The sequence below is a fragment of the Mucilaginibacter sp. genome (assembly GCF_965225845.1).
Lineage (GTDB): Bacteria > Bacteroidota > Bacteroidia > Sphingobacteriales > Sphingobacteriaceae > Mucilaginibacter.
Map to the genome: position 1 here is coordinate 2,393,463 of NZ_CBDDBL010000002.1, position 14,041 is coordinate 2,407,503.

Below are 14,041 nucleotides of genomic sequence, written 5' to 3' on the forward strand. Positions count from 1 at the left end.
GCAAAGCTAAGTATTTTTTAATTGGGCAATTCATCCAATTTTCATGTTGAAAGGAAGTGTTAAGTATAAAAAACGTCCATGTTATCAACATGAACGTTTTTTATACTGTCTTATTTAAACTTATGACATTACCAATTCGCCTAAGGCTGCTGGTGAAAATCCTTTTAACTCATCTGTACGGCCTTCATGTATTTTTTTAGGCCAGAAAGGATCTGCCAATATTGGGCGACCAACGCCTACCAGGTCAAAATCACCGCGATCAAAACGCTTGATCAATTCCTCAAGCGAGCTTGCCTGTGAGCTTTCGCCTGCAAACGCGCTGAAGAAATCACCTGATAAACCTACCGAACCAACAGTTATAGTTGCTTTACCGCTAACCTTCTTAGCCCAGCCCGCAAAGTTCAGGTCAGAACCTTCAAATTCCGGCTCCCAAAAACGGCGTTGTGAGCAATGGAAAATATCTACACCAGCTTCGGCCAATGGATTGATCCAGGCTTCAAGCTCTTGTGGTGTTTTGGCCAACTGATTAGTGTAAGCAGCAGGTTTAAATTGCGATAAACGAATGATTACCGCGAAATCTTCACCTACGCGTTTACGCACTTCTTTAATAACTTCTATCGCGAAACGGCTGCGTTCTGCTAATGTTTTACCGCCAAAAATATCGGTACGTTCATTCGTGCCTTCCCAAAAGAATTGATCTATCAAATAACCGTGTGCGCCGTGAATCTCCACACAATCAAAACCTAATTCCTTGGCATCCGCAGCTGCCTGTCCAAATGCTTTTATAGTATCGGCAATATCACTTTCGGTCATCGTGTTACCATTGTTAAAACCAGGCCTGTTCAAACCAGACGGGCCTTCAAATGGCTGAGATGGCAACCAGCCAGAAGCATGGTTATCCATAATCCCCATGTGCCATATCTGTGGCCCCATTGCGCCACCTTCTGCATGTACACCATCGATCACATTTTTCCAGCCGGCTAAAGCATCGGCACCATAAAAATGCGGGATATTGGCATCGTTTGATGAAGACACCCTATTGATAACGGTTCCTTCTGAAAGTATCAATCCAGCCTCGCCCTCTGCACGCTTGCGGTAGTAAGCCGCAACATCAGCGGTAGGTACACCATTTGGAGAGAATGAACGTGTCATAGGCGCCATTACAATACGATTTTTTATATTTAATGATTTGAGGCTAAACGGCCTGAATAAGCTGTCGGTATTCATATATAATATTAATTAAATTTCTGATTGAATAATTTGGTTCAGTTGCGCAAAGCCATCCTCGTTGCGTTGATAATAAGTCCACTGCCCTACGCGGTTTGATTTTACCAACCCTGCACGTTGCAGCGTTGACAGATACTCGGATACTGTTGATTGGGTAAGCCCGGTTTTTATCTGTATCTGACCAACGCAAACACCATTGGCATACCCATTTACTGCTTGCTCCGGAAAATACGTTTCCGGGTCCTTAAGCCAGCTAAGTATCTGCAAACGCGACTTGTTAGAAAGCGCCTTGAATATTTCTACCTGATCCATAATACAAAGATATATCGGAATATTCCGATATATCAATAAAGATTTTGGATATGACATTAGGTTGATATTTAATAAGAAAGCCCTTAGAAACTATCTAAGGGCTTTAAAAATTATAAAAGCGAATTGGTATTTTTATTACTTTCCTTTATACTCATCAATGGCTACTTCAGGCTTCAATACGTTATGGTCTTTTTCAACCATAATAGTTTTTGAAACGCTAAAGTTGGCTGTTTGCCTGATATCACGTGATGAAGCGCCAGCTTTCAATATGTAATTGCCGGCATCAGTGATCCATTCAGATTTATCGGTGTGGAACGAAGCCAGGTCAGCCGCATTGATTTTGAAAGTTAGGTTTTGGGATTCGCCGGGTTGCAGCAAACGGGTTTTACCAAATGCTTTTAACTCCTGCGCTGGTTTATCAATGGTTTTAGTTGGCGCGCTGATGTATACCTGTACCACTTCTTTACCGGCAACACTTCCGGTATTCTTCACGGTAATTGTAGCTGTTAAGGCACCGATAAATACTGGCGAACTTAACTTTAAATTGCTGATAATAAAATGAGTGTATGACAAGCCATAGCCAAACTCGTACATCGGTTTAACTTTATAGGTATCGTAGTAACGGTAGCCTACGTAAATCCCTTCCTGGTAAACTACGTGCTCTGGTTTATTAGCTGGTTCGCCGGGGAAATTTTTGGCAGATGGCACATCCTCATATTTCGCCGGAAACGTAGTTGCCAATTTGCCTGATGGGTCGACTTTACCACTTAAGATATCGGCAATAGCGTTACCAGCCTCTTCGCCTGGTTGCCATGCTAATAATATCGCATCGGCATTATCTTTCCAGCCGTTCATGTCAATAACACCACCGATATTCAATACGATAACTACCTTTTTGCCTTTTGCATGGAAGCTATCCGCTATCTTTTTGATCTGTTGTTGCTCGTTTGGTGTAAGTGTATAGTTGGTTGCCAAATCACGGTCTGATCCTTCGCCCGCATTTCTACCTATGGTGATCAGTGCCAGGTCAGCATGTTCAGCCTCATCTGCTATTTTATCTTCGTTAACCATCATTTCAGGCACTGGTCCCGGCCAATGATGCTCTTTTCTTGCTGTTACCCATAGTTTGGCGGTTGTATCTTTTACAAAAGAGGTATAAGTAGCCTCTAAAACAGGATCGGTTATGTAACTTGCTTTTGATAACCCCTGAGCAACAGAAATTACATACGCCTTGTTCACATCGCCGCTACCAGTACCGCCTGCAATGGTAAAGTACGATGCATTACCAAATGCCGCGATTGATTTTACATTTTTGGCGATAGGCAGAGTTTGTGCATCATTCTTCAACAAGATCATACCCTCGGTTGCCGCTTTACGGGATACTTCGGCATGTGCTTTTAAATCAGGCTTATTTGAGTAAGCATATTTTTTAAATGATGGTGATTTCAAGATGATGTTAAGAATATGGGCAACATTCTCATCCAAAATATTCATACTTAGTGAATCATGCTGAACAGCATTCATCAAATCCTCAATCTGGTCTGGCCGGCCCGGCATGATCAGATCATTACCGGCATTTTCTTCAGCAACATCACTATAACCCCCACCCCAATCGGTCATTACAAAACCTTTAAATTTCCATTCATCACGTAAAACTGTAGTGATCAGGTCATGCCTTTCAGCGGTGTAGGCGCCATTCAACCTGTTATATGATGACATAACCGTCCATGGGTTTGATTCTGTGATTGCTATGCGGAAATTCTTTAAATACAACTCACGTAATGCCCGTTGGCTGATCTGTGAATTAACAAAATTCCGGTCAGTTTCCTGGTTATTAGCAGCGAAGTGCTTAATGGATGTACCAACGCCATTGGACTGCACACCATTAATTAAGGCCGCAGCCATTTTCCCGGCGATCAGAGGATCTTCAGAATAATATTCAAAATTACGGCCATTCAATGGGTTGCGGTGGATATTTACGCCGGGCGCTAATAAAATATCAATACCATATTCCTTTACCTCGTTACCAAAAGCGCGGCCAACACTTTCTACTACTTTAGGATCCCAGGTCGAGGCTAATAAAGTACCAACAGGGAAAGCAGTTGCATAATAAGTGTGCGTACTATCACCTTTACGATGCGGACTGATCCTTACCCCTGCAGGGCCATCGCTCAAAACCATTGCGGGGATGCCTAAACGTGGGATGGCATTGGTATTACCAGCTGCGCCATCAACCTTAACTTCGGTTTTACCTATCATAGGTGGCGGGGCAACATAACCATTGCTCATACCCGCCTTTAAACCCGCTGCCTGCTTTGGTCTCGGTGCTTTACCTGCGCCAACAAGCAATGTGCATTTCTCTTGCAGGGTCATGGCGGCAATAACTTCTTTTATTGAATTTTTGCCTAACTGAGGCACTGGTTTGGTTTGTGCATTTACGGCGAGCGTCGTAGCACTAAGCATAGCCAGCGCGAAACCGGCAGCAAGTTTTTCATGAAGTCTCATAATGTAGGAATTGTTGTGGCTGTAAATATATTATAATCATTGCTTCATAACAAAGCATTAGGTTTAAATATTATTTTTTAACCAGAACAATCAAAACACATTAAAGTCGACGGCCATTTTTATTTATTGCCAGCGCATTAATACTGGCGAAACGCTTTTTCATTAAGCCATTCTCATCAAATTCCCAGTTTTCATTTCCATAAGCACGAAACCACTGACCTGAATGATCGTGATATTCATATTCAAAGCGTACAGCAATTCTGTTTTCTGTAAATGCCCAAAGTTCTTTTTTGAGTTTGTAATCGAGTTCAAACTGCCATTTTCGGGTTAAAAATTCAATTACTTCATCCCGGCCATTAATAAAACTTGAGCGGTTTCGCCATTCTGTATCAATGGTATAAGCAAGCGCTATTCGTTGGGGATCCTGGCTATTCCAGGCATCTTCAGCCAGTTGTACTTTTTGAGTAGCCGTTTCAAAATTGAAAGGAGGCAAAGGCAGTTTCTGTTCCATAATGCAAATTACCATTAAACTAATTGAGGCTAATGGTAATAATTATGGTTTTTGTGGTATTAACTTTACAAATTACAAGCATCAGCATAAATTTAAAACAACTATTTTAGGCGTGTAATTTATTTTGATGGCGGCATACTTATTAGGTATTGATATTGGCACCGGGAGCACCAAAGCTGTAGCGGTTGACCTTGATGCAAAATCAATAGCAAACTCACAACATTATTATCCTGCGCATAATCCACAACCCGGTTACAGTGAGCAGGATCCTGAAATTATCTTTAAAGCATTTGTAAATTGCATTACCGATGTAGTTCAAATAACCGGCAATTCTCCTATGGCTGTTAGTTTAAGCAGTGCAATGCATAGTGTTATTCCTGTTGATGCAAATTGCAAACCACTTGCACCAATGATCACCTGGGCAGATTCGCGCAGCGAAGATGTGGCCGAGCGGGTAAGAAATTCCGCACAAGGCGCAGAGATCTACAAAGTATCCGGCACACCAATACATGCCATGACACCGCTTTGCAAGATCATCTGGATAAAAGAAAATCAATCTGATTTATTTGCAGCTACCTACAAATTTATATCTATAAAGGAATATATATGGTATCAGTTATTTAATGTTTTTGAAGTTGATTATGCTATTGCATCGGCTACCGGATTGTTTGACATTATAAAATTGGATTGGAATCCTGAAGCTTATGAGCTTGCAGGCATATCATTAAATCAGCTTTCAAAACCTGTTAATACCACTTATAAAAAATCAGCTCTTACTGTATCAAGTGCACAACTTTTAACACTTAATGCCGATACCCAATTTGTAATTGGCGCAAGCGATGGCTGCTGTGCAAACCTTGGCAGTTATGTTACCGAACCGGGAGTAGCCTCGTTAACTATAGGAACAAGCGGTGCAGTCCGTATCACCAGTAAACGGCCTGTTTATGATTATCACAGTATGATATTTAATTACCTGCTAAACAAAGACACTTTTATTTGTGGCGGAGCGATTAATAACGGGGGTATTGTGCTGGATTGGCTGTTAAAAACATTCTCAGGTAAAAACTCATTTGCCAAAACTGATTATGAGTTATTTTTTGAGGATATAGCCGGTATACCTGCAGGCAGTAATGGATTACTTTTCCTACCCTATTTATATGGCGAACGTGCACCCCTGTGGGATACCAAAAGCTGCGGGGTGTTTTTTAATATAAAGCCAATTCATACCCAAGCGCATTTTTTACGTGCAGGTTTAGAAGGAATATGTTTCGCGTTGAATGATGTGATCCAATCGGTCGAACGATCATCATCAACTATTGAACGCCTGCACATCAGCGGTGGTTTTATTAATTCGACGGTTTGGGTGCAGATGCTGGCGGATATTACCCAAAAAAAACTAATTACCGTACAGCAGGAAGACGCGTCAGCTTTAGGAGCTATATTTTTGGCTGATGATGCGCTTGGACTAAATAAGTTAGGTAAAAATCTATCAGACAAAAATAAAATAAGCTTACTGCCAGATAAAAGCAACACGAACATTTATAACAATCATTTTTTAATTTTCAAAAAGCTATACCAGGATTTGAAAGAAACTATGCATTTGATGCATAATTCTCAATGATTACAATTTCGATAATACGCCTAAACCAGAGCAAGCATCCCAACCCGGCCCGGCGGTATATCCTGTGCCTGCTGATGTTGTTTTGTTATCCCCACTAACAATATCCCTGCATAAACCGGGTGTACTGTAAATTTTCGGATTAATAAACCCTGATGGTTTGCCATTTTGCTGATTGAGCAATGCGATTAAACCTGCCATTAGTGGTGCCACGGCACTGGTACCGCCAATTACCATTTGCTGGCCATCAACCAAAACCTTATAGCCGGTATCGGGGTCAGCATCGGCTGCAACATCTGGTAAACCACGGCCTTTAAACTGGGTATCTAATTCTAAAGGAACATTTGCATTGGCTTGATAATCCGGCAAAGGGAAATAACTGCTTACACCGCCACCTGATGCTGAAGTATCGGAATCATGCCATACAACTTCAGAAACGATGGTATTACCATCAACTCTTAATGAGGTACCACCACACGATAACGCATAAGGACTCGCGGCCGGGAAATCAACATGAACCTTACCATCCGTTTCACTATCGCTTGACCCACTATCGCCTGCGGCAATACAAATACTAATACCTAACGAAGCCGCTGTTTTAAAGGCCTCGTTAAAGTTATCCATCGCCTGTTGCGTCCAGTTAACCTCGGCTGATCCCCAACTGATGGATATCACCGAGGGTTTATTGGTAGTATCGTGTATGGCTGTAGTTATAGCATCCAAAAAACCCTGGTCAGTATTGGGCGTAAAATAAACTGCTATTTTTGCGCCCGGTGCAAGAGCGCCCGCAACTTCAATATCAAGCATTACTTCGCCATCAGCACCATCTGAAGTGGTTGGCGCATTTTTACCGCCATCAACTGCGATAGCTTTAACGCCAGGCTTAGGGATATTCAGGCTTTTAAAATAATTAGTAATATCCGCAGTTCTGAAACCTCCGCCTAACTCAATTATCCCTATGCATTCACCAGCACCGGTAACTCCTTGTGGAAAGCCATATATTTTAGCCAACTGATCGGGTGTAAAAGCAGCAGAAGCTTCGGCATGTGAAATAAATTTACCATTTTTTTTTGCTACCTGGAACATTGGGCGGGCAATTGGCTTGTTATCCAAACCAAAAACACCTACAACAATATTCGTCAATTCATCAGGCACCTGAACTTCAGGGCTAAAGCTACGGTAATTGGTATGGCTTTTAAATTTTATGCCGAATGCCGTTTCAAAATCAGCAAGCTTACCGGTTAGCATTACGCTTCGCCTTGCAAGGTTAACATCTACCGTACTCAATAAATGCTCGTGAGCAAATGCCTCAACTTTGTCTGCATCCTCCTGAGATGATGCATAATTGTTAAGATATTCTTCCCTGCTAAGTAAATTACCGGGTGCCGGCAATTCCTTTTTCCTGCGCAAGCGCACGGTTACTGTAATGGTATCTTCCTGTAAATGCATATAATTACAAGAGCTAATAACAGGAAAGGTTTGTAAAATTTTTAAATTTAATATCGATAATACTGCCACATGTATAAAAAAAAACCCCGCCGAAGCGGGGATTTGATAAACTAAATTAACTGTATAAATAACCCAATTATTAAAAGTTTTTAGGAACAGCTTGTCCTTTATTAGTATCCCACCAAACTGGTGTTCCACCATTATCAGGTCCACCAAGCATAGATACAGCAGCCGCAATAGCAGTTGCGTTATTTGTATACTCAGTTGAAGGGTAAGCTATCCTGCGGATTTGTAATGCTGTACTGATTGTACCACCACTGTTATTTACAACAACAGGGAACAACCTTGGATAACCTGTACGACGATATTCAGTCCAGGCTTCCCAACCACCGCAAGGGAACATCGCGATCCATTTTTGAGTGATAATACGCTCTAAATTTTGCTCATTAGTAGCAGCGCTATTCCAGGCAATAGTAATTGTTGAGATTGCATTGATACTGGCATTTGGAGCAGATGTAGATGGTGTCTGAGGGTCTACATAATTAGCCTGTGTACTGGTTTTATCAGTAAGATAACTACCTGCAGAAACACCCCATTGTGCCATTGATGTGGTGATACCTGTTTCATAATCTGTTTGGGCACTTTCTGTAGTCCAGCCTCTTAATGCTGCTTCAGATCTTAAAAACCAAACTTCAGCTGCAGTCATTAAAGTCATTGGCGAATATTCGCTGATAGTGGAGAAGTTAGGCAATGAATAACCGGTATAACCAGGTTTTGAACTTACAGGTGTTCCGGCGCGTATACCTACATACTGACCAGCGATACTTGCCGGTGAACTTGCAGGAGAAATCATTTTTGATTCACGCGGATCATTATATCCGTTTAAATAGGAAGTTAGCGACGCGCCTACGGCCAAATCTGTCCAGCTTGTACCGATCCACCATATTGGGCTATGATAACCATAACCTGTAAGGCCGGCATTATCTGTATTTAAGGTTAACACACCGGTTGGATCATTTAATGCTTTTAGGGCTTGTGCTTTAGCTGTTACAGGATCCACATTTACAATATGCATAGCTAACCTTAAACGTAATGAGTTAGCATATTTTATCCATTCAGTGTAATTTCCTGCATAAACCATATCAAACTTAGCAAAAGGAGTAAGTTTTGGATTAGCTGCTACATATTTTTCCAAATTAGTTACAGCTGTATCAAGATCAGCAAAAAGCTCATTATAAACAGCTTGTTGCGAATCATAAGGTGTTGTGGCACCCTGCCCAACCTTGCTATAAGGTACAGGACCATAATAATCGGTTACCCTACCCATAGCCGTAACTTGTAATATCTTCGCTATACCCCAAAAATCAGGTGATGCAGTTCTTGTTCCCTTTTTTTCGATGGTTTGCACAACACCCATTACACGGGTATAACCCAATGTATAAACATCTGAATTCCAACCATCAACCAACGAATAGCTTTGGTTATTAATATTACCCCTAAACGGATCTGGCGACATATAGTAGCCTGAATAACAATCCGAGTTTAAGTTTTGGCAAAGCTGATAATCATTTTCTTCACCAAATATATTTTGCTGAATACCAGGGTAATACAATCCGATGATATTATTGTCCGGTACTAATTCGGCATTAGTAATACCGGAATTATCGGTATTTATTTTTTCAAAGTTTTTTGTACACCCGCTAAAAGCGATGACGCACATAGCAACCAGGGTAGACTTGCTAAAAGTACTAATCCCGATTGATGTATATTTTAAAAAATTTATCTTTTTCATAACTAATATTTTAAGAATAACTGTTATTAAAATGAAGCTGTAAATGATGCTCCAACATTCCTGGTTGTAGGTGCGTTAAATACGTCTACACCTGCTAATCCATTTGAAGTCGACATAGTGATCTCCGGATCATACGGCGCTTTCTTGTAGAAATAAATCAAGTTACCACCAATAATCGAAAACTTAACACTTTTTATTACACTTTTCGAAATAGGCACACTATAACTTAAAGACGCTGAACGAAGACGTACTACTGTTGCGCTATACATATAAGCTTCGCCAATACCAGAACGGCCGCCTACTGCAGAATAATAAGTTTGAGCATCAACTTTAGTTACAGCCTGACCAGTTGGGTTAACACCATTAATAGTAACACCACCTGCATCACGCGCTGCACCACTTGCTGCTGAAACGCCATAGCTGTCTAATAACATTTGTGTCATTGACAATACCTGGCCACCAAACTTACCATCAACTAAGAAATCAAGGCTAAATCTTTTATAATTAAAAGTGTTTCCCCAACCTAACTGGAATTTTGGATTTGGATTTCCAAGCAATTGCGGAGTAGTATTTGCTATCGGGGCGCCAGTTGTGCCTACTTCAATTTGCCCTGTTGCACTTCTTTGGAATTTGTAACCATAGATATCGCCGTATTGGCCTCCTGTAACTAACACAGACTCATAAGCATTATTACCAAAACCTGTTAACACAACCGGGGTGGTTGGTGCCGATGGGTTAAGTTCAATAATTTTATTTTTATTGAATGAATAGTTCAGGTTAGTATTCCAGCTGAAATCGCTGCTTTTTACTATATCATATCCTAAACGCATTTCAATACCAGAGTTTTGGATATTTCCTGCATTTAAATAACCTGTTGAATAACCAGTGGATGCCTCAGGAGTGTATTGAATAAATTGGTTATAACTATTTGATTTATACCAAGTAAAGTTATAGCTCAATCTGTTATTAAATAACCTTAAATCAAGACCTGCCTCTTTTGATTTGGTATTAGTAGGTTTTAAAGTTGGATTAGGGTATACACTATTAAAGTTTATAGAACCACCGCTGCCTAAATAGTTGATAGGATTGGTAATATATTGAGTTACTGGAGTTGCTACTTCCGCATATGAACCTCGTATTTTAGCATAGCTAATAACATCAGGTAATTTTAATGCTTCATTCAATATGACTGATAAACCAACTGAAGGGTATGAATAAGATTCATTTGGAGTAAATGCCAGTGTAGAAGACCAGTCGTTTCTTTCTGTAACTGTTAAATATGCCCAGTTTTTGAAAGAAAGGTTTACGCTACCAAAAATTGATTGAACCTGATTGTGATTATTAGGCAAAGTTAAAACATTACTGTTTGCAGAACTTGTGCCGCTTGACGTAACAACGTTTTGCTCAATAAACACGTTAGGAATAGAAAGGCCTAACCCTGAACCAAAAGAATTACCAACAGTGTTATCATCTGTAATACTTGCACCTACTAAACCGTCTAATTTAAATGCTCCTTTGATAGGCACTTTAAAGTTAGCAATGAAGTCACTGTACATTTGGGTAAGCGTTTGCTGGCTTCTGGTAAATGAACCATTAACCCCAGGAGTTAATACTGCGTTAGTTCCGGCATATAAATCTTGTTCAAAAGTATCTGCAACACGGTCTACGTTACCACGAACCTGGAAGTTTAACCAGTTATTTACTTCGTATCTTACAGTTGAGTTAACAATTAAACGATCGCGGTTAGCATAGTTTGGATTATTGTTCGTTATCCACCAAGGATTCTGCTGAACATCTTCATTTGCATCCCAGTTTTGTGTTAATAAACCGTTTCTTCCTGGTTCAGGTACCGCATAATTTTCTTTGTAGGGTAATATACTTTCGCCTCTTGGAAACAGGTATAAGCCTGTAAGTGCGTTATAGTAAAAACCTTCGCCCGGTGCATCTACAATTTTTTGATTAACGTAGTTTGTATTAACATCAACTGTTAATTTATTATTCAAGAAGTGGCCTGTCTCTCTGAATGTAAAGTTATTACGTTGCAGGTTATCACCAGGCTCTACGCCATTTGCAGTAGTATTTGCATATGAAAAATACGTTTGAGCTAATTCTGAACCTGATGAAAAGTTAATGGAATTAGTCAGATTATCTCCATGCCTGAAGAAATCTGATAAGTTATTCTCAGTTACTGGGCTTGCCAACTTTGCTCCCCAGCTTTCATCACTACCTGCTGCAGGACCATATTCGTTTTGAAATTTTGGCTCGTATGACACCGCATCATTAGTATATGATGATGACAAATTAATGGATGTTTGACCCGCTTTACCTTTTTTGGTAGTAACCAAAACAACACCATTTGCTGCCTGGCTACCATAAAGTGCCGCTGCCGAAGCCCCTTCAAGCACTGTAATGCTTTCGATATCTTCCGGATTTAAGTTTGATATACCATCACCACCATCCGGTGAACCACCATAAGTTCCGGTTGGCTGGCCATTTGCATTAGAGGTATTGGTCATCGGCACACCATCAATTACATATAGTGGCTGGTTGGTACCTGTAGCGCTTTTACTACCACGTAAAATCACCTTAACCGAACCGCCTACACCCGATGAGCTTGGTGAAATATCCACACCGGCGACTTTTCCGTTTAGTGAATTCATCAAGTTATCGGTTTTAACATTGGTAAGCTCATCGCCACTTACAACCTGGTTGGCATAAACTAATGATTTTTCTGATTTTTTAACACCCAATGCCGTTACAACAACCTCGTTAAGGCTGTTTGGGTTTGGCACTAAGCTTATAACATATTCTGTTTGGCTACCTACGGTTACTTCTTGCTTTACATAACCTACGTAGCTAAATACTAAAACATCGCCGGGAGCTACATTCAGTGAGAACGCTCCATTTGCATCTGTCCTGGTTCCTTTTGTTGTTCCTTTGATGGTTACAGATACCCCCGGCAATGCCTGGCCTGTTTCATCTTTTACAACTCCGCTTACGGGAGCCTGGTTTATCACGTTACGGCTTACGCTTGTAACTGTAAACTTAGCCTTGCTATATGCGTTTGGGTGGCTGCTGGCCCCCATCGCGATGCATGGCATCATTAAAATAAGTGGTAATATTTTTTTCATTTTGTTTGAATTAGTTTAGTGTTAAAGTGTTTTTTTAAGTTAGTTCTTTGCTGTTTTCTCCATGCTTTGTGGTTTTGTGGTGATTGATTGATTTTTATTCTCTTTATCGAAGTTCTCCATGACCAGTACCGCCGTGCCGATCAATTCCGCACTAAAGCCCAGGTCCGAGATCATCAGTTCCGTGCTGCTTACCAGACGCGGTATACAATATTTATTCAGTGCCTGCTGCACCGGGGCCAGCAATATCTTCCCTACTATTGCCCCCCTGCCGCTCAGCACAATGCTCTCCGGGTTCATGATGTGGATCAGGATAGCCAGCGCCTTGCCGATCTTATACCCCGCATCCGACAGCAGCTCGATCGCGAACTGGTCGCCGTTGTTGGCTGCTTCCATGATCGCGTTGCCCACCAGTTTTGATTGGTCCTTCTCCGTATGCTGCAAGCTCGAGATATGCCCCTTCTTGATCCCCTTGACCGCCTTCTCGGCTACCACCAGCATCGAGGCTTCCGCCTCCAGGCAGCCGCGTTTGCCGCAGGTGCACAATGCCCCGTCTTCTGAAAGCGGGATATGGCTGAACTCGCCTGCGAAGCCGTTATGCCCGCGGTAGATCTCACCATTGATGATCATACCCAACCCTATGCCCCAGCCCAGGTTGATCACCATTACATCTTTATGATTTTTAGCGATGCCGAACTTTTGTTCTGCCAGGGCGATCAGACTCGAGTCGTTTTCAATATAGGCCGGTACACCGGTTTCTGTCGTGATCAATTGAGTAAGGCTTTGCCCGCCGGAATCCAAATAGGTGTAGTTGATCCCTTCGGTAGCATTGATAAAGCCCGGCATCCCGATACCGATCCCCGCTATCTTTTCTTTGGGAATACCGGTAGCGGCGATGTAGTTATTGATATAGTTTATCAGGGAGGAAAGGGCGTTGGGGTTATTGAACAGCTTCAGCTCCGTCATGGCGATATCTGCCACCGGGTTATTCAGCAAATCCAGCATCTGGATCCGGGTGGATAGCTGGTCCATCGCTACCGTTACAATATACATTGCCGTTGGCTGCAGCGAATACATCAGCGGCCTTCGCCCGCCGCTCGAGGGCGCGTAGCCCTGCTCTATCACAAAGCCTTCTTCGATCAGCTCATTCACCGATTTCGATACCGATGGGATACTCTTGTCTAAAATCTCGCTCAGCTCTGCACACGACAAAGCTTTGTCAAAATAAAGGCGCTTAATAATAACATTCTTTAATTCGGCGCTTTTAACAATTTTAGTTCTAAGTTCCACTCAATAGTTAGTATTTTATTTGCTTAACAAACTAATTGAAAAAAAACAAGAAAAACAAATACTTTATATTTTTTTTTAAAAAGTTAATTTATGTTTTAAAAAAAATAGAAAATGTATTCTAAAAAAGAATAAATGCATATAAGAGTTAAAATTCTTTACGATTAAGCAATATTCTGATCAAAAAACATCAAAATATTTTTTTAAAAAAA

9 protein-coding genes are annotated in these 14,041 nt (G+C 41.2%); 1 reads left to right on the top strand and 8 read right to left on the bottom strand.

Annotated features, from left to right (window positions below):
• Nucleotides 1-120: 120 nt before the first annotated feature.
• The 4 genes from ACYZ0U_RS14920 to ACYZ0U_RS14935 all read right to left on the bottom strand — a co-directional run bounded on the left by ACYZ0U_RS14920 (nucleotide 121) and on the right by ACYZ0U_RS14935 (nucleotide 4,555).
• The gene (locus tag ACYZ0U_RS14920) at nucleotides 121-1,227 is read right to left on the bottom strand and encodes an NADH:flavin oxidoreductase (RefSeq protein WP_461453338.1); all 1,107 of its coding nucleotides are present in this window, start codon (nucleotides 1,225-1,227) and stop codon (nucleotides 121-123) included.
• A 12-nt stretch (nucleotides 1,228-1,239) separates the two neighbouring features.
• Complete coding sequence (locus tag ACYZ0U_RS14925; protein ID WP_461453339.1) at nucleotides 1,240-1,539, bottom strand: ArsR/SmtB family transcription factor; 300 nt, start codon at nucleotides 1,537-1,539, stop codon at nucleotides 1,240-1,242.
• A gap of 135 nt (nucleotides 1,540-1,674) precedes the next feature.
• Nucleotides 1,675-4,044: a glycoside hydrolase family 3 C-terminal domain-containing protein gene (locus ACYZ0U_RS14930; protein ID WP_461453340.1), complete on the bottom strand. Its 2,370-nt coding sequence runs from the start codon at nucleotides 4,042-4,044 to the stop codon at nucleotides 1,675-1,677.
• 100 nt (nucleotides 4,045-4,144) lie between these two features.
• Nucleotides 4,145-4,555 (bottom strand): DUF1348 family protein, encoded by a 411-nt coding sequence (locus ACYZ0U_RS14935; protein WP_461453341.1) that lies wholly within the window; start codon nucleotides 4,553-4,555, stop codon nucleotides 4,145-4,147.
• Nucleotides 4,556-4,682: 127 nt separating this feature from the next.
• Here ACYZ0U_RS14935 and ACYZ0U_RS14940 point away from each other — a divergent pair, with 127 nt between their 5' ends.
• Nucleotides 4,683-6,176, top strand: coding sequence for a gluconokinase (locus tag ACYZ0U_RS14940; protein ID WP_461453342.1), 1,494 nt, complete (start codon nucleotides 4,683-4,685; stop codon nucleotides 6,174-6,176).
• Here the strand turns inward: ACYZ0U_RS14940 and ACYZ0U_RS14945 are convergent, their stop codons facing one another.
• The 4 genes from ACYZ0U_RS14945 to ACYZ0U_RS14960 form a co-directional block, all read right to left on the bottom strand.
• Nucleotides 6,177-7,622: a S53 family peptidase gene (locus ACYZ0U_RS14945; protein ID WP_461453343.1), complete on the bottom strand. Its 1,446-nt coding sequence runs from the start codon at nucleotides 7,620-7,622 to the stop codon at nucleotides 6,177-6,179.
• 139 nt (nucleotides 7,623-7,761) lie between these two features.
• The gene (locus ACYZ0U_RS14950; protein ID WP_461453344.1) at nucleotides 7,762-9,414 is read right to left on the bottom strand and encodes a SusD/RagB family nutrient-binding outer membrane lipoprotein; all 1,653 of its coding nucleotides are present in this window, start codon (nucleotides 9,412-9,414) and stop codon (nucleotides 7,762-7,764) included.
• A gap of 26 nt (nucleotides 9,415-9,440) precedes the next feature.
• On the bottom strand, nucleotides 9,441-12,545 hold the full coding sequence (locus tag ACYZ0U_RS14955; RefSeq protein WP_461453345.1) for a SusC/RagA family TonB-linked outer membrane protein: 3,105 nt from the start codon (nucleotides 12,543-12,545) through the stop codon (nucleotides 9,441-9,443).
• A 39-nt stretch (nucleotides 12,546-12,584) separates the two neighbouring features.
• The gene (locus tag ACYZ0U_RS14960) at nucleotides 12,585-13,832 is read right to left on the bottom strand and encodes an ROK family transcriptional regulator (RefSeq protein ID WP_461453346.1); all 1,248 of its coding nucleotides are present in this window, start codon (nucleotides 13,830-13,832) and stop codon (nucleotides 12,585-12,587) included.
• Nucleotides 13,833-14,041: the final 209 nt, after the last annotated feature.